At 66.8% G+C, this 19,023-nt stretch carries 18 protein-coding genes and 1 tRNA gene; 8 read left to right on the forward strand and 11 right to left on the reverse strand.

Features of this window, described 5'->3' with window-relative positions:
* Window positions 1-36: 36 nt before the first annotated feature.
* Genes SPHN_RS09420 through SPHN_RS09445 form a run of 6 tightly spaced genes read left to right on the forward strand, consistent with a single transcriptional unit; the run spans window position 37 to window position 6,238 of the window.
* The gene (locus SPHN_RS09420; RefSeq protein WP_248522887.1) at window positions 37-1,206 is read left to right on the forward strand and encodes an isovaleryl-CoA dehydrogenase; all 1,170 of its coding nucleotides are present in this window, start codon (window positions 37-39) and stop codon (window positions 1,204-1,206) included.
* Window positions 1,206-2,801 (forward strand): carboxyl transferase domain-containing protein, encoded by a 1,596-nt coding sequence (locus SPHN_RS09425; RefSeq protein ID WP_248522888.1) that lies wholly within the window; start codon window positions 1,206-1,208, stop codon window positions 2,799-2,801. Before SPHN_RS09420 ends, SPHN_RS09425 begins: the two co-directional genes overlap by 1 nt.
* A 5-nt stretch (window positions 2,802-2,806) precedes the next feature.
* Complete coding sequence (locus tag SPHN_RS09430; protein ID WP_248522889.1) at window positions 2,807-3,082, forward strand: barstar family protein; 276 nt, start codon at window positions 2,807-2,809, stop codon at window positions 3,080-3,082.
* Window positions 3,083-3,084: 2 nt separating this feature from the next.
* Window positions 3,085-4,938 (forward strand): acetyl/propionyl/methylcrotonyl-CoA carboxylase subunit alpha, encoded by a 1,854-nt coding sequence (locus tag SPHN_RS09435; protein WP_248522890.1) that lies wholly within the window; start codon window positions 3,085-3,087, stop codon window positions 4,936-4,938.
* Window positions 4,938-5,390, forward strand: a complete 453-nt coding sequence (locus tag SPHN_RS09440; RefSeq protein ID WP_248522891.1) for a MaoC family dehydratase — start codon at window positions 4,938-4,940, stop codon at window positions 5,388-5,390. Before SPHN_RS09435 ends, SPHN_RS09440 begins: the two co-directional genes overlap by 1 nt.
* Window positions 5,387-6,238: an HpcH/HpaI aldolase/citrate lyase family protein gene (locus SPHN_RS09445; RefSeq protein WP_248522892.1), complete on the forward strand. Its 852-nt coding sequence runs from the start codon at window positions 5,387-5,389 to the stop codon at window positions 6,236-6,238. The genes SPHN_RS09440 and SPHN_RS09445 overlap by 4 nt, the downstream gene beginning before the upstream one ends.
* A gap of 66 nt (window positions 6,239-6,304) precedes the next feature.
* Here SPHN_RS09445 and SPHN_RS09450 read toward each other — a convergent pair whose 3' ends face one another.
* The 6 genes from SPHN_RS09450 to SPHN_RS09475 form a co-directional block, all read right to left on the reverse strand.
* Complete coding sequence (locus SPHN_RS09450) at window positions 6,305-7,405, reverse strand: oxidoreductase (RefSeq protein WP_248522893.1); 1,101 nt, start codon at window positions 7,403-7,405, stop codon at window positions 6,305-6,307.
* A gap of 347 nt (window positions 7,406-7,752) precedes the next feature.
* Window positions 7,753-7,827: transfer RNA gene (locus tag SPHN_RS09455), tRNA-Glu, on the reverse strand.
* 61 nt (window positions 7,828-7,888) lie between these two features.
* On the reverse strand, window positions 7,889-9,640 hold the full coding sequence (recJ, locus tag SPHN_RS09460) for a single-stranded-DNA-specific exonuclease RecJ (RefSeq protein ID WP_248522894.1): 1,752 nt from the start codon (window positions 9,638-9,640) through the stop codon (window positions 7,889-7,891).
* Window positions 9,641-10,206: 566 nt separating this feature from the next.
* On the reverse strand, window positions 10,207-10,890 hold the full coding sequence (locus tag SPHN_RS09465; RefSeq protein ID WP_431358286.1) for a prolyl hydroxylase family protein: 684 nt from the start codon (window positions 10,888-10,890) through the stop codon (window positions 10,207-10,209).
* Window positions 10,891-11,007: 117 nt separating this feature from the next.
* Window positions 11,008-12,030, reverse strand: coding sequence for an RcnB family protein (locus tag SPHN_RS09470; protein ID WP_248522895.1), 1,023 nt, complete (start codon window positions 12,028-12,030; stop codon window positions 11,008-11,010).
* Window positions 12,031-12,509: 479 nt separating this feature from the next.
* On the reverse strand, window positions 12,510-13,055 hold the full coding sequence (locus tag SPHN_RS09475) for a (2Fe-2S)-binding protein (protein WP_248522896.1): 546 nt from the start codon (window positions 13,053-13,055) through the stop codon (window positions 12,510-12,512).
* A gap of 118 nt (window positions 13,056-13,173) precedes the next feature.
* Here SPHN_RS09475 and SPHN_RS09480 point away from each other — a divergent pair, with 118 nt between their 5' ends.
* Window positions 13,174-14,481, forward strand: coding sequence for a sugar MFS transporter (locus SPHN_RS09480; RefSeq protein WP_248522897.1), 1,308 nt, complete (start codon window positions 13,174-13,176; stop codon window positions 14,479-14,481).
* A gap of 212 nt (window positions 14,482-14,693) precedes the next feature.
* Here SPHN_RS09480 and SPHN_RS09485 read toward each other — a convergent pair whose 3' ends face one another.
* The 4 genes from SPHN_RS09485 to SPHN_RS09500 all read right to left on the reverse strand — a co-directional run bounded on the left by SPHN_RS09485 (window position 14,694) and on the right by SPHN_RS09500 (window position 17,726).
* A complete protein-coding gene (locus SPHN_RS09485) occupies window positions 14,694-15,830 on the reverse strand; it encodes a CaiB/BaiF CoA transferase family protein (RefSeq protein WP_432715069.1) in 1,137 nt (378 codons plus the stop codon).
* A 133-nt stretch (window positions 15,831-15,963) separates the two neighbouring features.
* Window positions 15,964-17,148: an acyl-CoA dehydrogenase gene (locus SPHN_RS09490; protein ID WP_248522899.1), complete on the reverse strand. Its 1,185-nt coding sequence runs from the start codon at window positions 17,146-17,148 to the stop codon at window positions 15,964-15,966.
* A 78-nt stretch (window positions 17,149-17,226) separates the two neighbouring features.
* A complete protein-coding gene (locus tag SPHN_RS09495) occupies window positions 17,227-17,553 on the reverse strand; it encodes a hypothetical protein (protein WP_248522900.1) in 327 nt (108 codons plus the stop codon).
* Window positions 17,550-17,726: a hypothetical protein gene (locus SPHN_RS09500; RefSeq protein WP_248522901.1), complete on the reverse strand. Its 177-nt coding sequence runs from the start codon at window positions 17,724-17,726 to the stop codon at window positions 17,550-17,552. Before SPHN_RS09500 ends, SPHN_RS09495 begins: the two co-directional genes overlap by 4 nt.
* A gap of 102 nt (window positions 17,727-17,828) precedes the next feature.
* Here SPHN_RS09500 and SPHN_RS09505 point away from each other — a divergent pair, with 102 nt between their 5' ends.
* Window positions 17,829-18,461 carry a S24 family peptidase gene (locus tag SPHN_RS09505; protein WP_248522902.1) on the forward strand — a complete coding sequence of 211 codons (633 nt, stop codon included), beginning with the start codon at window positions 17,829-17,831 and terminating at the stop codon, window positions 18,459-18,461.
* 263 nt (window positions 18,462-18,724) lie between these two features.
* On the opposite strand, the gene SPHN_RS09510 is transcribed toward SPHN_RS09505, so the two are convergent.
* The gene (locus SPHN_RS09510; RefSeq protein WP_248522903.1) at window positions 18,725-18,937 is read right to left on the reverse strand and encodes a hypothetical protein; all 213 of its coding nucleotides are present in this window, start codon (window positions 18,935-18,937) and stop codon (window positions 18,725-18,727) included.
* Window positions 18,938-19,023 lie beyond the last annotated feature (86 nt).

A 19,023-nucleotide genomic window follows, 5' to 3' on the forward strand; every position in this document is an offset into this window, starting at 1 on the left:
CGTAGATAGTCGGCAAAAGATCGACAGGAGATGATGATGGCAGACCTGAATTTCGGGCTCGGCGAGATGGCCGACATGATCCGCGACACCACGCGGCGGTTCGCACTCGACCGGATCGAGCCAATCGCGGCGCGCATCGATGCCGAGGACAGTTTTCCCCGCGAGCTATGGCCGGAAATGGGCGCGCTCGGGCTCCATGGCATCACCGTCGAGGAGGCTGATGGCGGCCTGGGGCTCGGCTATCTCGAGCATCTGATCGCGTGCGAGGAGATCAGCCGGTCGTCCGCATCGGTCGGGCTCAGCTATGGCGCGCATTCGAACCTGTGCGTCAATCAGATCCGCCGCTGGGGGACGCCTGAGCAGAAGGCGAAATACCTGCCCAAGCTCATCTCCGGCGAGCATGTCGGCAGCCTTGCCATGTCGGAAGCGGGTGCGGGCTCGGACGTCGTGTCGATGAAGCTGCGCGCGGACAAGGTCGATGGCGGCTGGCGGCTGAACGGCACCAAGTTCTGGATCACCAACGCGACCTATGCCGACACGCTGGTCGTGTACGCCAAGACGATACCCGACGCCGGATCGAAAGGCATCACCGCGTTCCTGATCGAGAAGGATTTCGCCGGCTTCTCGATCGGGCAGAAGATCGACAAGGTCGGGATGCGTGGGTCGCCGACCGCCGAACTCGTGTTCGACGATTGCTTCGTGGCGGAGAGCCAAGTGATGGGGCCGCTCAACGGCGGCGTCGGCGTGCTGATGTCGGGGCTCGATTACGAGCGCGTGGTGCTGTCGGGCATCCAGCTCGGGATCATGCAGGCCTGTCTCGACGTGGTGCTGCCCTATGTGCGCGAGCGCAAGCAGTTCGGGCGGCCGATCGGCGAGTTCCAGCTGATGCAGGCGAAGATCGCGGACATGTACGTCGCGCTCAATTCGTCGCGCGCGTACGTCTATGCGGTCGCCAAGGCGTGCGACGCGGGTCAGACGACTCGGTTCGATGCCGCGGGCTGCATCTTGCTGGCGTCCGAGAACGCGGTGAAGGTCGCGAACGAGGCGATCCAGGCGCTGGGCGGGGCGGGCTATACCAAGGACTGGCCGGTCGAGCGCTATTGGCGCGACGCCAAGCTGCTCGATATCGGTGCGGGGACGAACGAGGTCCGCCGGATGCTGGTCGGGCGCGAGCTGATCGGTCACGACGCGCCTAAGGCCCAGTAATGCCGACGCTCACGACACAGGTCGATGCGACGTCCGAAGCGTTCCAGGCGGACGCGGCGCATAACCGGGCACTAGCGGAGACGCTGCGCGCGACCATCGCGAAGACCGCCTTGGGTGGGTCGGAACAGCATCGTGCGCGGCACGTGTCGCGGGGAAAGCTGCTGCCACGCGACCGCGTCGAGCGGTTGCTCGATCCGGGTTCGCCGTTCCTTGAGGTCGGCGCGCTGGCGTCGAACGGCATGTACGACGACGGCGCGCCCGGTGCGGGGATGATCGCCGGGATCGGTCGCGTGTCGGGGCGCGAATGCATGATCGTCGCGAACGACGCCACGGTGAAAGGCGGCGCCTATTACCCGATGACCGTGAAGAAGCATCTTCGCGCGCAGGAGATCGCGCGCGAGAACCGGCTGCCGTGCATCTATCTGGTCGATAGCGGGGGCGCCAATTTGCCGCATCAGGCAGAGGTGTTTCCCGATCGCGATCACTTCGGCCGCATCTTCTTCAACCAGGCGCAGATGTCCGCGGAGGGCATCGCGCAGATCGCGTGCGTGATGGGAAGCTGCACCGCGGGCGGCGCCTATGTGCCGGCGATGTCGGACGAGAGCGTGATCGTCCGCAACCAGGGGACGATCTTCCTCGCCGGCCCGCCGCTGGTGAAGGCGGCGACGGGCGAGGTGATCTCCGCCGAGGAACTGGGCGGCGCGGAAACGCATGGCCGCAAGTCGGGCGTGGTCGATCATGTCGCGGAGAATGACGAGCACGCGCTGCTGATCGTCCGCGATATCGTCGCGACGCTGAACCGTCCGAAGTCCGTCGACATCGAGATCGCCACCCCGCGCGCACCCAAATACGATCCGGCGGAGCTGTACGGCATCGTGCCACAGGACGTTCGCGCACCGTATGACGTGCGCGAGGTGATCGCGCGGATCGTCGACGGCTCGGAGTTCCACGAGTTCAAGGCGTTGTACGGCACCACGTTGGTCTGCGGGTTCGCCAAGATCTGGGGCATGCCGGTTGCGATCCTCGCCAATAACGGCGTGCTGTTTTCCGAATCCGCTCTGAAGGGCGCGCATTTCATCGAACTCGCCTGCCAGCGCCGCGTGCCGCTGCTGTTCCTCCAGAACATCTCGGGATTCATGGTCGGCGGCAAATACGAGGCGGAGGGGATCGCCAAGAACGGCGCCAAGCTGGTGACCGCGGTGGCGACCGCGTCGGTGCCCAAGATCACCGTGCTGATCGGCGGCAGCTTCGGCGCGGGCAATTACGGGATGTGCGGGCGTGCGTTTGCCCCGCGTTTCCTGTTCACCTGGCCCAATGCGCGGATCTCGGTGATGGGCGGCGAGCAGGCGGCCAGCGTGCTGGCGACCGTCCACCGCGATGCGGACAGCTGGACGCCGGAGCAGGCAGAGGCCTTCAAGGCGCCGGTCCGCCAGAAATACGAGGACGAGGGCAATCCCTATTACGCCACCGCGCGGCTGTGGGACGACGGGATCATCGATCCCGCGCAGACCCGCGACGTCCTTGGCCTAGCCCTTTCCGCCACGCTGAACGCGCCGATCCCCGAGCGCGCACAGTTCGGCCTGTTCCGGATGTGATGGGCATGGACCTGACCATCGAAGGTGCCTCGATCGCCGACGAAGCCGCCTTCCATACGCTGATCCGCGAGGCATCGGGCGTTGAGTGGTATGGCGGCAGTCTCGACGCACTGTTCGACCTGCTCGTAGCAGTCGTCGCGCCGCCGATCCGCCTGCACATCGTCAACGCCGCAGCGGCGCGCGCGACGATCGGCGCGCGGTTCGATCGCATCGTCACCGTCATCCTGGACGCGGTCGCCGAACGTGGCACCGACGCTATCGCCTTGCGACTGGAAAGCTAAGCATGATCCAGAGTCTCCTTATCGCCAATCGCGGCGAGATCGCCCGCCGCATCATCCGCACCGCACGGCGGCTCGGCATCCGCACCATCGCGGTGCATTCCGACGTCGATGCCGGCATGCCGTTCGTCCGCGAGGCCGACGAAGCGGTATGCATCGGTACCGCGGCGGCTACCGACAGCTATCTGCGGCAGGACCGCCTGCTGGAGGCGGCGCGCACGACCGGCGCAGAGGCGATCCACCCCGGCTACGGCTTCTTGTCGGAGAATGCCGAGTTCGCCGAGAGCGTGCTCGCCGCGGGTCTCGTCTGGGTCGGCGCGCCGCCCGCCGCGATCCGCGCGATGGGGCTGAAGGACGCCGCCAAGGAACGGATGATCGCTGCGGGCGTGCCCGTCACGCCGGGTTATCTCGGCGCGGACCAGACGCCCGAGCGATTGCAGTCCGAAGCCGAAGCGATCGGCTATCCGGTCCTCATCAAGGCGGTGGCGGGCGGCGGTGGCAAGGGCATGCGCAAGGTCGATGCCGCGGCCGACTTCGCCGAGATGCTGGAGAGCTGCAAGCGGGAGGCCGCGTCGTCGTTCGGCAACACGCAGGTGCTGATCGAGAAATACATCCTCTCGCCGCGGCATATCGAGGTGCAGGTGTTCGGCGATACGCACGGCGGCGCGGTCCATTTGTTCGAGCGCGACTGTTCGCTGCAACGCCGCCATCAGAAGGTGATCGAGGAAGCGCCCGCACCCGGCATGGACGACGCGACGCGGGCCGCGGTCTGCGAGGCGGCCGTGAAGGCGGCGCGCGCAGTCGACTATGTCGGCGCCGGAACGATCGAGTTCATCGCCGACGGATCGGACGGCCTGCGTGCCGACCGGATCTGGTTCATGGAGATGAACACCCGGCTCCAGGTCGAGCACCCGGTGACCGAGGCGATCACCGGGCAGGATCTGGTCGAGTGGCAGTTGCGCGTCGCGAGCGGCGAACCTCTGCCGAAGCGACAGGACGAACTGTCGATCACCGGCTGGGCGATGGAAGCGCGGCTCTATGCCGAGAACCCGAGCACGGGGTTCCTGCCGTCGACCGGCCCACTCGATCGGCTGCGCTTTCCGGACGGCGTCCGCATCGACAGCGGCGTCGAGGAAGGCGGCGAGGTCACGCCCTATTATGACCCGATGATCGCCAAGCTGATCGTCCACGGTGCGACGCGCGGCGAAGTAGCGGGCAAGCTGGCGGCGGCGGCGCGCGGTACGCAGGTTTGGCCGGTCAGGACCAACGCCGCCTTCCTCGCGCGTGCCGCGGCGCATTCCGATTTCGTCGCGGGGCGGGTCGATACCGGGTTCATCGAGCGTCATGCCGATGCGCTGATCCCGGCGGCAGAGCCTTCGCCGGCCGTACTGGCGGCGGCGGCGGCGGCGATCCTTCCTACAGTGACCGGTGATCCCTGGACCAGCCTGCGCGGGTTTCGCACCAATGCCGCGCCGTCCTCGCAGGTCGCAGTCGAGGTCGCGGGCAAGCCGTATCTCGTCACCGGCGACCAGGCGTCGGCGGCGGTCGTCGCGGACGGCGTCCTGTACCTCGACGGCGAGGCGTGGCCGTTCGGTCCGCGCCGTGCCGACCACATCGCCGGGGCGGGCGAGGGCGACGGCGCGATCCTGGCGCCCATGCCGGGCCGCGTCATCGCGGTGCTGGTCGAGGCCGGGCAGGCGGTGACCAAGGGCCAGCGGATGCTGGTGCTGGAGGCGATGAAGATGGAGCAGGCGTTGCTCGCGCCGTTCGATGGCGTCGTCGCCGAACTGAAGGTAACCGAAGGCGCGCAGGTATCCGAAGGCACGATGCTCGCGCGCATCGATAAAGGGAGCGAATGATGGCCGGGCGTTTCTACGACAATTGGACGGTCGGCGACACGATCGTCCACGAGATCCGTCGCACCGTGACCGAGACCGACAATCTGCTGTTCACGGTGATGACGCACAACCCGCAGCCACTGCATCTCGACGCCGAGGCGGCGCGCGCGAGCGAGTTCGGGCAGATCCTGGTCAACGGCACCTTCACGTTCGCGCTGATGGTGGGGCTGTCGGTGGGGGACACGACGCTCGGCACGCTGGTCGCGAACCTCGGCTACGACAAGCTCGTGATGCCGAAGCCGGTGTTCATCGGCGACACGTTGCGCGCCGAGACCGAGGTGCATGCGCTGAAGGAAAGCCGGTCGCGACCCGATGCGGGGATCGTCACGTTCGCGCACCGCCTGCTCAACCAGCGCGACGAGATCGTCTGCCAGTGCCTGCGCAGCGCGCTGATCAACAGGTCGCCGGCATGAGGTTGCGATCGCTGCTGTTCGTGCCGGGCGATCGGCCTGAACGGTTCGACAAGGCCGCGGCCAGTGGCGCCGACGCGCTGATCCTCGACCTCGAGGATTCGGTGGCGGCTTCGGCAAAGGACGCCGCACGGGCGGCGGTCGCGGGGCGGTTGCGCACGGAGCGCGGCAACGTCGCGGTCTTCGTCCGGATCAACCCGCTTGATACCGACCTGAGCCGTGAGGACCTGTCGGCACTATACGGCCTGACACCGGATGCGGTCGTGTTGCCCAAGGCGGAAGGGGCGGCGAGTGTTCGCTTGCTCGCCAAGCGGCTGGCGGCGGCGGGGATCGACGCGCCGATCCTGCCGATCGCGACCGAGACTCCCGCGGCGATCTTCCAGCTCAGCAGCTATGCGGCGTGCGGCGTGGCGCTCGCCGGGCTGACCTGGGGGGCGGAGGACCTGCCCGCCGCGATCGGTGCGGCAACCTCGCGCGAGGACGACGGTCGCTATACCGCGCCTTACGAAATGGTGCGGTCGCTGGCGCTGTTCGGCGCGCATGCGGCGGGGGTACCGGCGATCGAGACGGTGTATCCGGCGTTTCGCGACGTGGCGGGGCTGGAGGCGTATGCGAAGCGCGCGGCGCGCGATGGTTTCACGGGCATGATGGCGATCCACCCGGCGCAGGTGGCGACCATCAACGCCGCGTTTACGCCCGATGCGGCGCAGATCGCACATGCGCGCGCGATCGTCGCTGCGTTCGCCGCGCAGCCGGAGGCGGGTGCGTTGCAGGTCGACGGCCGGATGGTCGACGCGCCGCATCTGAAACAGGCGTGCAGGATATTGGAGCGGGATGGGGAGGCGCCGTAGCGAGTGGCTCGGCGGATGATTGCACCGGGTGCGATCACGACGGACCGCGCTGTGATCGCCGCGTGTTTACGCGCGCCGGATCGTGGCCGGTCTGGTGGACGCGCGCGTTTTGAAGGCTCCCAAAGCCAGTTCAGCGGCCTCTCGCTCAGCGTCGGCAAGCGGGACTGCGACGGTCGTCCCCGATGACGCGGATATTCGGACGGCCTCGACGACAGCCATGCACGCGAGCGCCTCGATCGGTTCGACCGGGTTTGGGCCGCGGCCCGACAGTGCAGCGGCGATACCGTCGTAATAGGCGCGTTGGTCGCCCGCCAACGCTGGACGCACGTGAACGTCGGCCGCGTCGTAGATCATCAGCGGATCGGGATCCTCGCCCCAGTGCGGCGCACCGGGACGCATACCGGCAATCAGTTGTTCCTCCTGACGGTCTGCAAGCCGTTTCGTGATGCTGCCGGCGGTACCATGGACGGTGAAGCGCTGGGTACCGCCGGCCGCCAGCATGATCGCCTGCAGCACGACCCGACGGTCGCCGTAATCGAGGACCGCGTGCGCCCAGTCGTCGGTCACGGCGCCGACGCGCTGTCCCGAGAGCGATCCTCGTATCCGGTCCGGCAGCCCGAAAAGCTGAAGCGCTTGATCGACCAGATGCGGCCCGAGATCGAACCAGACGCCGCTGCCGACGCCGGCATTTTCCCGCCAGCGATCGCGGACCAAAGGGCGGTAGCGATCGAAATGCGATTCGAAATGCGTGACTTCGCCGATGACGCCCTCTTCGATCGCCGCGCGGATCGTCAGGAAATCGCTGTCCCAGCGCCGGTTGTGAAACACCGAAAGCAGTACGTCGCGCTGCGCCGCCAACGCGACCAGGTCGCGTGCTTCGTCGAGATTCAGCGTAAAGGGCTTGTCGACGACGACATGCTTGCCTGCCGCTATCGCCGCACGGGCAAGCGGCGCATGCGTGTCGTTGGGTGTCGCGATGACGACCAGGTCGATGTCGGCAGCGGCGATCAGCGACTGCGGATCGGCATGAATGACGATCTCTGCAAAATCTGCACGGACCTTTGCCGCGTCGCTCGACGCGATCGCCGTCAGGACGAGGTCGGGTTCGGCCATGATCAAGGGCGCATGGAAGGTCTTGCCGGAAAACCCGTATCCGATGAGGCCCACGCGTATTGCCGGGAAAATAGCATGATGCTGGTCTGACATCATAATGACCTCACCATATCGTTTTGTGTGACAGCCGTATCGGCCCGAAGAGATGATAACCGAGGCCGGGCTTTACCGGCCCGCTCGTCTGCATCGCTGTGACACGTCGTACGCGAAGGGCTGCGTTAGCCAAGACCGCGTCATCGCGATTCGGCTCCAACCATCCCGTGTCCTGGCCCATCACCTCGGCGCGCCTAGTCCGACGTGTCTAGACCAGGGGATTGGCAAGCCGTGCCCGCGCTCAAGAAGTCCGGAAATGGGCTAAGTTGTTAGAGGCCGACCATCGAATCTGACGCTTTGGCAGATTATGGTGACCCCTACGGGAATCGAACCCGTGCTTCAGCCGTGAAAGGGCCGCGTCCTAACCGCTAGACGAAGGGGCCTGCGTGGTGGAGGCCGACTAAGGGGAAGGGGGCGGGGCGTCAAGCGTTTCGGTGCAACAATTTAGTCCGCCCATGCCGCATCCTCGACATGAAGCTCGGCCGACGGGCGCGAGGACCAGTCGTCGATCTTCGCGCGGCCCGCCAGCCAGAGCTTGCGGTGGGGGGCGGCGCCCAGCAGCGCCTGGCCCAGCGCGCTCTCGGCGGCGCGGAAGGCCATCGCCTTGATGCTGCGGCCGTCATCGCCCGCCACGATCGTGCGGACGTGGCCGTTGCCGACGATGTCCGCCTTGATGATGCGGACCGGGCCCATCGCGACGCGGGGAGCTGGCCAGCCCATGCCGTACGGGCCACCGGCTTCCATCGATTCGACGAGGCTGGGGTTGACGCCGCCCGCCGCGAGGACTGCGTCGAGCAGGAGCGCGCGGTCGCCGTTGGAGCGCTCGACGGCGGCGGCGAGGCGCTCTTCGAGGAAGTCGGTGAAGGCGGGAATCGCGGCGGCGTCGATTGTCAGGCCGGCGGCCATCGCATGGCCTCCACCCGCAACCAGCAGGCCGTGTTCGCGCGCGGCCATCACCGCGGCGCCGAGATCGACGCCGGGGATCGAGCGGCCGGAACCCTTGCCGATGCCGTTCTCGTCGATCGCGATGACGATCGCCGGGCGGCCGAGCTTCTCCTTGAGGCGGCCGGCGACGATGCCGATCACGCCGGGGTGCCAGCCATGACCCGCGACCACCGCGACGGCGCGGTCGCGGCTCGAGAGGAGGTCGGCGGCCTCTTGGACGGCAGTCTCGATCGCGCGACGTTCCTCGTTGAGGCGGTCGAGTTCGGTGGCGATCGCGCGCGCTTCGTCGGGGTCCTGCGTAGTGAGCAGACGGACACCGAGATCGGCGCGACCGACGCGGCCGCCGGCGTTGATGCGGGGCCCTAGCGCGAAGCCGAGGTCGGTGCAGGTCGGGTTGCGGGTCAGGCGCGAGGCCTCGATCAGCGCGGCGACGCCGATGTTCTTGCGCGCGCCCATGACTTTCAGGCCCTGCGACACGAACGCGCGGTTGAGGCCGCGGAGCTGAGCGACGTCGGCGACGGTGCCGAGTGCGACGATGTCGAGCAGGTCGATCAGCTTGGGCTCGGCACGGTCCTTGAAGAAGCCGCGGATGCGTAAGCTTCGGACGAGCGCGGCGGCGGCGAGGAAGCACATGCCGACCGCGGCGAGGTGGCCGTGCGCGGCGCCTTCGGTCTCGTCGAGGCGGTTGGGGTTTACCAGCGCCAACGCGTGCGGGAGCGCGGTCGAGCATTTGTGGTGGTCGATGACGATCACGTCGACCTTCGCGTCGCGAGCTGCGTCGAGCGCGTCGAACGCCTGCGCGCCGCAGTCGACCGTGACGATCAGGGTGGCGCCTTCGCCGGCGAGGCGGACCAGCGCTTCGCCCGAGGGGCCGTAACCTTCGAGCAGGCGGTCGGGGATGTAGGGGCGCGCTTCGATCCCCAGGTCGCGCAGGACCAGGACCATGAGCGCGGCGGAGGTGGCGCCGTCGACGTCGTAATCGCCGAAGATCGCAACCTGTTCCTGCGCCTGGACGGCGTCGGCAAGGCGCTCGGCGGCACGGTCCATGTCGCGGAAGATCGACGGGTCGGGCATGAACGCGCGGATCGAGGGGGTGCGGTGCGCATCGAGCACGTCGCGCGGGCAGCCTCGGGCGAGCAGGAGCTGGGTAACGAGGTCGTCGCCAGTGAAACCGTCCCGGCCGTCTGCGGCGAGCGCGCGCCAGCGCCAGGGTTGGCCGAGGATGGAGGAGGTTACGCCGAGAACTGTCATGTCTCGGACGTAGTGGCTGCGGGGGGATTGTCGAGCGGACCGTGCATTGGGCGAGCGCTCGCACCGTCATCCTGACGAAAGTCAGGATCCAGGATTATGGGGGTGGGCGTTCATGGCTCTGGATCCTGACTTTCGTCAGGATGACGTGAAGGGGGTGGAGAGGGGGCTTGTTGGTGGGGGGCGGTGGAAGGAGAAGACGCTCCCGCCCCCCGCACCGGTTCGTGCTGAGTAGCGACCGAGTAGCTTCGCAGAAGCGTATCGAGGGTGCGTATCGAAGCATGGGTTCCGCGCGCCAACCTGTCCTTCGATACGCCGTCTCGATACGCCGCCTTCGGTGACTACTCGACGGCTACTCAGGACGAACGGTGATGGACAGGGAACGACGCAGTAGGGAAATAGGGGAAACCGCCTCCAACTTCGTCATCCCCGCGCAGGCGGGGATCCCTATACGCCGCGGTTGCGGTCAGATCGCCGAGGCTAACCTTTATGGGTTCCCGCTTCCGCTGGAATGACGCCAGAGCAGGCGGGGAGGCCTCGTCCCCGCAAGGCTGCAGCTCGCCCCGGCCTCACTTGATCCAAGGCCGCTCGCGGAACCACTTCGTCACGATATACTTCACGCCCTCCATCACCGGCATGCCTTCGTGCAGCGTCAGCCCGTTCGGCGTCCCGTCCGGGTTCATGTTGTTCCACGCCAGCAGCATGCCGCGTTTCGGGGCGATCTTGATGCCGGCCTGCGGGAACCACGTCGCGCCGCCCTCGGGGACGTCGTTGAGGAACACCATCGCGGTCCAGGTACGCTGCCCGCCCTGCTCCTGCATCTTGGCCCAATAGCTTTCGGACTCGTGGAAATAATCGTGATGCGCGCGGAATTGCTGGCCGGGGGCGTAGCGCTGGCCCTGCATCGTCTCGCCGTGGAGGAGGTCGATGCCGAGCAGCGTGGCGATCGCCTCGTCGGTCGGCTGCACCTCGGGGGACCAGCGATCCATGTCGCAGCTCTCCGAGGTGCGGAAGCTGCTGTTCGGGCGATCGGACAGCAAGGTCGACGGCCGCCGTTTCGAATCGATCATCGCGATCAGCTGCTTGCAGGTCTTGGGATCGAGGAAGTCGGACTGGTAATAGAACTGCACCGTGTCCATCGCGATGCGCTGCACCGCGGGATTGGCGTTGAGCCGGGCGGCGACCTGCGATCCGGCGGCCTGGCGGAGTGCCATGGCCGGATCGACCTTCTTGGCTTTTGAAAAGATACCCACGCCGCAGGATTTGGCGAACTGGCCCCGAAAGGCAAGAGGGGGAAACGCAAGAGCCCCGCGGCGACGTCTGTCACCACGGGGCTCTCCCCTGTTACTGCGTGACGGGTAGGCGGGCGCTTACCAGAAGATGTCGTACACCGTGTCGACCACGCGGCCGTTGTCGAGATCGACCAGCAACGCGTCGTTGTAATAGCGCACCCAGCGATACGGGCCGTACGCCTCGGGCAGGCGATAGGTGTACGGGTCCTGGATCCAGTAATTCTGGTTGTAGAGAATGCTGTTCAGCGAGAAGCCGACTCCGAAGCGACGATAGCCCGATCCCCAGCCGCTCGGCGCATAATAGCGCGGGAGGCGGTAAGCGCCGCGGTTCGACGCGCGGTAGTTGCTCCAGGCGTAGCGGTTGTCGTTGCGCCAGCCACGGTTCCACGCGCCGCCCTGGTTGAAGCGGCCCTGGTTGAAGCGGCCCTGGTTGTATCCGCCCTGATCGTAGCGGCCCCTTTCGTCGCCGCCGCGGCCATAGCCAGGCGCGGCGCCGTACGCACGGTTGGGCTGGCGGCTCTGGTAACCGTCGCGGTCACCACGCCAGTCGCCTCGGTCGCCGGTGCGGCCATCATTCCGCCAATCGCGCTGGCGATCGTTACGATCGAACTGGCCGCGATCCGCCTGCTGGTTGCCGCGATCGCTGCCGGGGACGAAACCGGGGCGACCCTGACCGCGACTCAAGTCGCCACGATTCAAGTCGCCGCGATTCAAGTCGCCGCGACTCAAGTCGCCACGATTCCAGTCGCCGCGGTTCTGGCCGGTCTGCTGGCCGGGCCGGTCCTGGCCGTTCAAGTCAGGACGGTCTCCGCGGATTTGAGCGCGCGTGTCCAGGTCGGCGCGTTGCGGACGCTGGGGCTGATCGGGGGCGGCGGGACGCTGTTGCTGGAACGCCTGGCCGTTCTGGCGCGGACCACGATCCCCGCGATCCCCGCGATCCCCGCGGTCGGCGCGTGGCGCGCGCTCCTGACGCTGGTCATCGCGGGGGCCGCGATCGCCACGGTCCTGCTCGACCTGTTGTGCGCTGGCGGTGCTTGCCATGAACGTCGCCGGCACCAACGCCGACGCCGCCATCAAGAGTTTTAGAAACTTGCCCGTCATCGCGGTGGTCCTCGACTGCCGGCGCACAAGCCGACTCCTATGATGGGCGCGGTCTAGACGGTGCGGCGTGTGGGGACGCTGAATGGGTTCGTCAGTGATTAGACAGGTTTGGGGGTGAATTTTGTAGTTTTATACCAACAATACTTCGCCGCCAATGCGCCGCGGAGCTTACCGTAAATAACGACCACCCCGGCGAAGGCCGGGGCCCAGTTGGGGATGGCGTGTAACGACGTACTGCGATCTATCACGCTGGACGTTCCAACTGGGCCCCGGCCTCCGCCGGGGTGATGCAGCGATCGCGGCGGCTAACCGTGCAAGCGATCGAGTCACGCGCACAAGATCGCCCTCCCAGTTCTCCCGCGAAGGCGGCAGCCCAGTTTCTCCCGCGAAGGCGGCAGCCCAGTTTCTCCCGCGAAGGCGGCAGCTCAGTCTGGACTCCCGCCTTCGCGGGAGACCATGCTTGGTTTTGCGCGCGCGCTCTACCGCGCCGGCGGGGGGACCAGAGCAGGCACCAATCGCGCTGAATCCGCAGGATCGATCCCCGGCCGCGGCCCCGCCGGAATCACCTCTTCCCCGCGCATCGCCCGCCCGGCGCGCTGCACCGCCTCGACCACGCGCGGATAGACCCCGCACCGGCACAGATTGGTGATCTGCTCGCGGATCAGCGCCTCGCTCGGGTCCGCGTTGCGTTTCAGCAGCGCGGCGGCGGCCATCACCATCCCCGGAATGCAGAACCCACATTGCGGCACCGCCTCCGCGATGAAGGCCAGTTGCACCGGATGATTGCGCTCGCGCGACAGACCTTCGATGGTGGTGACGTAGGCGCCCTCGATCGACCCGATCGGTACGCGGCAACTGCGCACTGCGCGCCCGTCGATGTCCACCGTGCACGCGCCGCAATGCCCCGTACCGCAGCCATATTTCGTGCCTGTCAGGTTCGACGCGTCGCGCAACGCCCACAGCAGCGGCGTCTCGTTGTCTAGCTTGTATTCGATCGGCTCGTTGTTGACGGTGAAGCGGCTCATGGTCGCCGTCCTAGCCGGTCCGCGCGGATCGCACCAAGCAGCATTCCCGCGCGCCATTGCCACGCAGCGGCGCCCCGGCTTATGTCGCGCGCATAATACCGCGAGAGGGCGCAACACGATGCACGTCGATACCAAATCCACACCCCGTCAGGATGGGGCAGCCGGCGGCGATGCCAGCCATGGCTACGACGCGCCCGACCTGCGCGTGTTCGTGTTCGCGCTGTTCTTCATCTTCGGCGGCATCACCTCGCTGAACGACATCATCATCCCGAAGATGAAGGAGCTCTTCACGCTCGACCATGCGACCGCGATGCTGGTCCAGTCGGCGTTCTTCCTCGCCTATGCGCTGTTCTCGATCCCCGCCGCGGCGATCGTGCGCAAGGCCGGTTACATGCGGACCGCGTCGATCGGCCTCGTGACGATGACCGCGGGCTGCCTGTTGTTCATCCCGGCCGCAGGCCAGGCGAGCTTCGGCATGTTCCTGTTCGCGCTGTTCGTGCTCGGCGCGGGCATCACCGTCGTGCAGGTCGTCGCCAACCCACTGATCTCCGCGCTGGGCCATCCCAAGTCCGCCTCGAGCCGCCTCACGTTTGCACAGGCGTTCAACTCGCTCGGCACCACCATCTTCCCGTATGTCGGCTCCGCGCTGATCCTCGGCGGGCTGGCGACGGTCGACTCCTCGACGCTCACCGGCGCCGCGCTCGACGCGTACCGGACGGAGTCGTCGCGGACGGTCGTGCACACCTATATCGGTCTCGCGATCGCGCTGCTGATCGTCGCCGCGGTCGTGTGGACCCGCCGTAACCGGCTCAACGAGGAGCAGGAGCAGACCGGCAGCATCTTGCACGCGTTCACGCTGCTCAAGCGCCCGCGCTTCGCGATGGGAACGGCGTGCATCTTCCTGTACGTCGGCGCCGAAGTCGCGGTCGGCTCGCTGATCGTCAATTACCTGATGCAGCCGAGCGTGATGGGCCTGAGCGACGTCGCGGCGGGCAAGCACGTGCCGTTCTACTGGGGCGGCGCGCTGGTCGGCCGGTTCATCGGTGCGTACGTGCTGAACAAGGTGTCGCCGGGCAAGGTTCTCGCGGGCGTCGCGACGGGGACGCTGGCACTGATTCTGATCTCGGCGAACACCGAGGGCGCTTTGTCGGGCTGGGCGCTGCTGGCGATCGGCCTGATGAACGCGGTGATGTTCCCGACGATCTTCAGCCTCGCGTCGGAAGGTCTCGGCAAGCGCGCGGCGGAAGGCTCGGGCGTGATCGCCACGGCGATCGTCGGCGGCGCGATCATCCCGTATCTGACGGGGATGCTGGCGGACACGTCGGGCAGCCTGCACTTCGCGTTGCTGCTCCCGGCGATCTGCTATGCGCTGATCCTGGCGTACGGGTTGTACGCCCGGAAGCCGGTGACAGAGGTCGCGGCCTGAACTCTTCGGCCTGAACCGCCCCATCCGTCACCTTGGCACCATTCGCCGCCAACCCTAGCCGCAACCCGAGAAACGTCCGTCACCCCCGCAACGTCCGTCACCCCAGCGAAAGCTGGGGTCTCCCGGTTCGAGCCGCGCGCTTTGCCGCATGAGACCCCAGCGTTCGCTGGGGTGACGATGGTGTGGGGGTGGTTGTAGGGAGGAGCGCCGGCCTACTCGGACGACCCTAGCATCGGCGCGGCCCGACCAGTCGCAAGCTCAGCCTCCGAAAACCGGATCGGCGTACGTAGCCCCGGCACCAACGACCCATCGGGCCGAGCCACATCGATCGCCATCCCCCGCGCGACAACCTGTGGATCATCGAACGCCTGCGCGACCGTATTGATCGGCCCTGCCGGCACCCCGACCGCCTCGAGCCGCGCAAGCAACTCGAGCTTCGCCACCCGAGACGTTGCCGCCTCGATCCCCGCGAACAGGACGTCCTTGAACGCCAGCCGCCCGGCATTCGTCGCGAACCGCGGATCGTCGCGCATCTCGGGCGAGCCCATCGCGTCGCAGAACCGCCGGAACTGCCCGTCATTGCCAACCGCGAGGATGAACCACCCATCAAGGCACGGAAACACTGCATACGGGCACACATTCATATGCGCATTCCCGACCCGCGTTGGCGACACGCCGCTCGCGAACCAGTTCATCGCCTGGTTCGCCAGCACCCCGGTCATCGTATCGAACAGCGCCATGTCGATGTGCTGACCCCGGTCTGTGCGCTCGCGCATCGCCAGCGCCGCCTGGATCGCGATCACCGCATACAGTCCGGTCATGATGTCGGCGAACGCGACGCCGATCTTCTGCGGTGCGCCATCAGGCTCGCCGGTCAGGTCCATGATTCCGCTCATGCCCTGGACGATGAAGTCGTAGCCCGCGCGGGGGGCATAAGGCCCGTCCTGCCCGAACCCGGTGATCGAGCAATAGACGAGCCGCGGGTTGATCGCGGCAAGCGTGGTGTAGTCGAGCCCGTATTTGGCGAGCCCGCCGACCTTGAAATTCTCGATCACGACGTCGGCGTCGGCGATCAGGTCACGGACGACGGCTTGGCCTTCGGGGGTGGTGAAGTCGGCCACGACCGACCGCTTGCCCCGGTTGGCGGCGTGGAAATACGCGGCGTCGCGGCTGCCGTCGGGGTTGTCGATGAACGGCGGGCCCCAAGTGCGGGTGTCGTCGCCGGCAGGGCTCTCGACCTTGATGACGTCGGCGCCGAGATCGGCGAGGACTTGCCCCGCCCAGGGCCCGGCGAGAATGCGCGCGAGTTCGACGACTTTGAGGCTGGTGAGGGGGGTGTCTTTCACCACGGTCTCATCCCATCACCCATCTTTATCAACGCGTCACCCAAGTTCGTCATCCCAGCGAAAGCTGGGATCTCCCGGTAATGGAGCGTGCCCTTGCGGAGGGAGACCCCAGCTTTCGCTGGGGTGACGGGGGATGTCAAAACGCCGCGATACCCGTGATCGCGCGCCCCAAGATCAGCGCGTGTACGTCATGTGCCCCCTCGTACGTGTTGACCGTCTCGAGGTTCATCATGTGACGCATCACCTGATACTCGCCCGAAATCCCGTTGCCGCCGTGCATGTCGCGAGACATCCGCGCGATATCGAGTGCCTTGCCGACGTTGTTGCGCTTGACGATCGAGACCATCTCCGGCGCGAACCGGCCCTCGTCCATCAGTCGTCCGACCCGCAGCGACGCCTGCAACCCGAGTGCGATCTCGGTCTCCATGTCGGCGAGTTTCTTCTGGTACAGCTGACGTCCGGCGAGTGGCGTCCCGAACTGGTTGCGATCGAGGCCGTATTGCCGCGCCGCGTGGAAACAGAACTCCGCCGCGCCGAGTGCGCCCCACGAAATCCCGTAGCGCGCGCGGTTGAGGCAGCCGAACGGCCCCTTCAAGCCCTGCACGTCGGGCAGCAACGCGTCGTCGCCGACCTCGACCTCGTCCATCATGATCATGCCGGTGATCGACGCGCGCAAGCTCAGCTTGCCCTCGATCTTGGGCGTCTCCAGCCCCTTCATGCCGCGCTCCAGGATAAAACCGCGGATGGCGTCGCCATGCTCGTCGGACTTCGCCCAGATCACGAACACGTCGGCGATCGGCGAATTGGAAATCCACGTCTTCGCGCCCGAGATCACATAGCCGTTCGCGGTCTTCTTCGCCCGCGTCGTCATGCTGCCCGGATCGGAGCCGGCATCGGGTTCGGTCAGGCCGAAGCAGCCGATCCATTCGCCGCTCGCAAGCTTGGGCAGGAACTTGCGCTTCTGCGCCTCGGAGCCGAACGCGTTGATCGGGTACATCACCAGGCTCGACTGCACCGACATCATCGAGCGATACCCTGAGTCGATCCGCTCCACCTCGCGCGCGACCAACCCATAGGCGACATAGGACGCACCGACGCCGCCATATTCCTCGGGAATGGTCGGCCCGAGCAATCCGAGTTCGCCCATCTCGCGGAAAATCGCGGGATCGGTATGCTCGTGCTGGAACGCGTCGATGATCCGCGGTGCCAGCTTGTCGTCGGCATAGGCCTTCGCGCTGTCACGGATCATGCGTTCGTCTTCGCTCAATTGGTCGTCCAGCAAAAACGGATCCGCCCAGTCGAACTTGCCCATGCCGGCCATCGTCATCTCCTTCGTTGACCGCCGACTTCGTGTCTCGCGGCGCGAAAGTCCACCCCCCACGGCCAAGCCGCGAACGGTTTAGGCGTCGAGCAGCGTCAGTATGGCGACCGTTGCATGTGTCCGTCCGTCGATCGCTTCGACCCGATCGACGGACAGATCCGCGACGATATGGCCACGGATCGCAAACCCCGCCTCGGGCAGTTGATCGATCCACTCTCGAAGACCGGGTACGGGATCGGCGACGATCGTCAGCCGGTGCTGCGTCCCGACGAACGTCGCGCTGGCCCACGGCGTGCAGGCGATCGACTCGACGTGCATGGTCACGCTCGCTGTCATCGCCTGGCTCCGCAGCGCGCGGATCAGCAGTGTGCCGGCATCCGGGCCGCGCAGCGCGTCCATCCTCACGACCGGTTCGCCGCGATGAACGACTCGATTCGCGCCACCATCGGTTCGCGCGGCTGGCGACCGCGACGCAGGTCATGGACCAGCCGCGGATCGCCGACCGCCAGCCGCCCGAACTTCGTCATCGGCATGCCGGTCTGCCGCAGATATCGATCGATCTTCACGAGAACGGTCATCGTCGCTCCTCCCGAGTCCTGGCCCGAGTCCTTGGCCAATGTTCTTGATCTGTTCCGACAAATCCTACTTGTCTAGGAAATTTCCTACGTTACGGTCGGTCGGTGGCCAAAATCGCACCCGATCCCGATCCGCGACGCGCGTTGGCGACGCTCGCGGCGGCGCGCGGCGACAGTCTGGCGGCGCTATCGGCGATGCTCGGGCGCAACCCGGCGTATCTTCAACAATATGTCCGCCGCGGATCGCCCAAGCTGCTCGGCGAACGCGATCGGCGGTTGCTGTCGGATTATCTCGGGGTCAGCGAGGCCATCCTCGGCGCACCGCCGGAGCACGCGGCGGAGTTCCGCGTCCCGAAGCTCAACGTCGTCGCATCGGCAGGCCCCGGCGCGCTGGTCGATGGCGAGATCGCGCTTGGCACCGACACGCTCGATCCGGGTCTCGCGCGCCGGCTTGGATTGAAGGACGGGCAGGCGGCGATCATCCGCGTACGCGGCAGCTCGATGGAGCCAGGGCTGTTCAACGGCGATCATATCGTGGTGGACACCGCCAGCCGGACACCGCGCGCAAAGGGCGGCGTCTACGTGATCCGGATCGACGACGCGGTGATGGTGAAGCGAGTCGCGCTGACCGGCGGCACGTTGGTGGCGACGAGCGACAATCCGGCCGCGGGGCCGGTGCCGGACGGACGGATCACGGTGATCGGCCGTGTCGTCTGGCAGATGCGCGAACCGCGGTAGCGAGAGGCTTCAACCCCCTTCCGTACTCCCTATTCGTAACCCCTCTTCCGTTCGTGCTGAGTAGCGACCGAGTAGCTCCGTTAGGAGCGTATCGAGGGCGCGTATCGAAGCATGGGTTCCGCGTACCAACCTGTCCTTCGATACGCCGTCTCGATACGCTGCGTTGCAGCTACTCGACCGCTACTCAGGACGAACGGGGGGCTGGCCGGCGAAGATGGGTCAGTTTTAGCCGTCACGTCGCGAGCCCAGAAGGACTCCCACGCTCAACGCCGATCGCGCAGCCACACCAACACCGCCGCCACGACCCCGACCCCGGTCCCGATCAGAAACCCGGGCGTCACCTGCCCGATCGCAAAGCCGACGCCCGCGCCGCCCAGCATCCCCAGCGCGACGAGAAACCCGCCCGCGGCGCTCGGATCCTTGTGCGGAGGGGCGGTATCGCGGGAAACGGGGTCGCGGGAATTAGGGTCGGCCATGCCTCGTCCTGCCACGCGACGCGCCGCGATGCCAGCCTTGCCGCCGCCGCCGTAGCTGCCCGCGGCCCCCGGACGAAACGTGGCGG

The sequence above is a fragment of the Sphingomonas faeni genome (assembly GCF_023195535.1).
Lineage (GTDB): Bacteria > Pseudomonadota > Alphaproteobacteria > Sphingomonadales > Sphingomonadaceae > Sphingomonas > Sphingomonas faeni_B.

Excerpts from the sequence above, each read along its gene's own strand:
- recJ (WP_248522894.1), bottom strand. The coding sequence starts at position 9,640 with ATGACAGTTCTCGGCGTAACCTCCTCCATCCTCGGCCAACCCTGGCGC.
- SPHN_RS09430 (WP_248522889.1), top strand. The coding sequence starts at position 2,807 with ATGGACCTGACCATCGAAGGTGCCTCGATCGCCGACGAAGCCGCCTTC.
- SPHN_RS09500 (WP_248522901.1), bottom strand. The coding sequence starts at position 17,726 with ATGACCGTTCTCGTGAAGATCGATCGATATCTGCGGCAGACCGGCATG.
- SPHN_RS09425 (WP_248522888.1), top strand. The coding sequence starts at position 1,206 with ATGCCGACGCTCACGACACAGGTCGATGCGACGTCCGAAGCGTTCCAG.
- SPHN_RS09475 (WP_248522896.1), bottom strand. The coding sequence starts at position 13,055 with ATGAGCCGCTTCACCGTCAACAACGAGCCGATCGAATACAAGCTAGAC.
- SPHN_RS09435 (WP_248522890.1), top strand. The coding sequence starts at position 3,085 with ATGATCCAGAGTCTCCTTATCGCCAATCGCGGCGAGATCGCCCGCCGC.
- SPHN_RS09420 (WP_248522887.1), top strand. The coding sequence starts at position 37 with ATGGCAGACCTGAATTTCGGGCTCGGCGAGATGGCCGACATGATCCGC.
- SPHN_RS09510 (WP_248522903.1), bottom strand. The coding sequence starts at position 18,937 with ATGGCCGACCCTAATTCCCGCGACCCCGTTTCCCGCGATACCGCCCCT.
- SPHN_RS09445 (WP_248522892.1), top strand. The coding sequence starts at position 5,387 with ATGAGGTTGCGATCGCTGCTGTTCGTGCCGGGCGATCGGCCTGAACGG.
- SPHN_RS09480 (WP_248522897.1), top strand. The coding sequence starts at position 13,174 with ATGCACGTCGATACCAAATCCACACCCCGTCAGGATGGGGCAGCCGGC.
- SPHN_RS09490 (WP_248522899.1), bottom strand. The coding sequence starts at position 17,148 with ATGGCCGGCATGGGCAAGTTCGACTGGGCGGATCCGTTTTTGCTGGAC.
- SPHN_RS09440 (WP_248522891.1), top strand. The coding sequence starts at position 4,938 with ATGGCCGGGCGTTTCTACGACAATTGGACGGTCGGCGACACGATCGTC.
- SPHN_RS09470 (WP_248522895.1), bottom strand. The coding sequence starts at position 12,030 with ATGACGGGCAAGTTTCTAAAACTCTTGATGGCGGCGTCGGCGTTGGTG.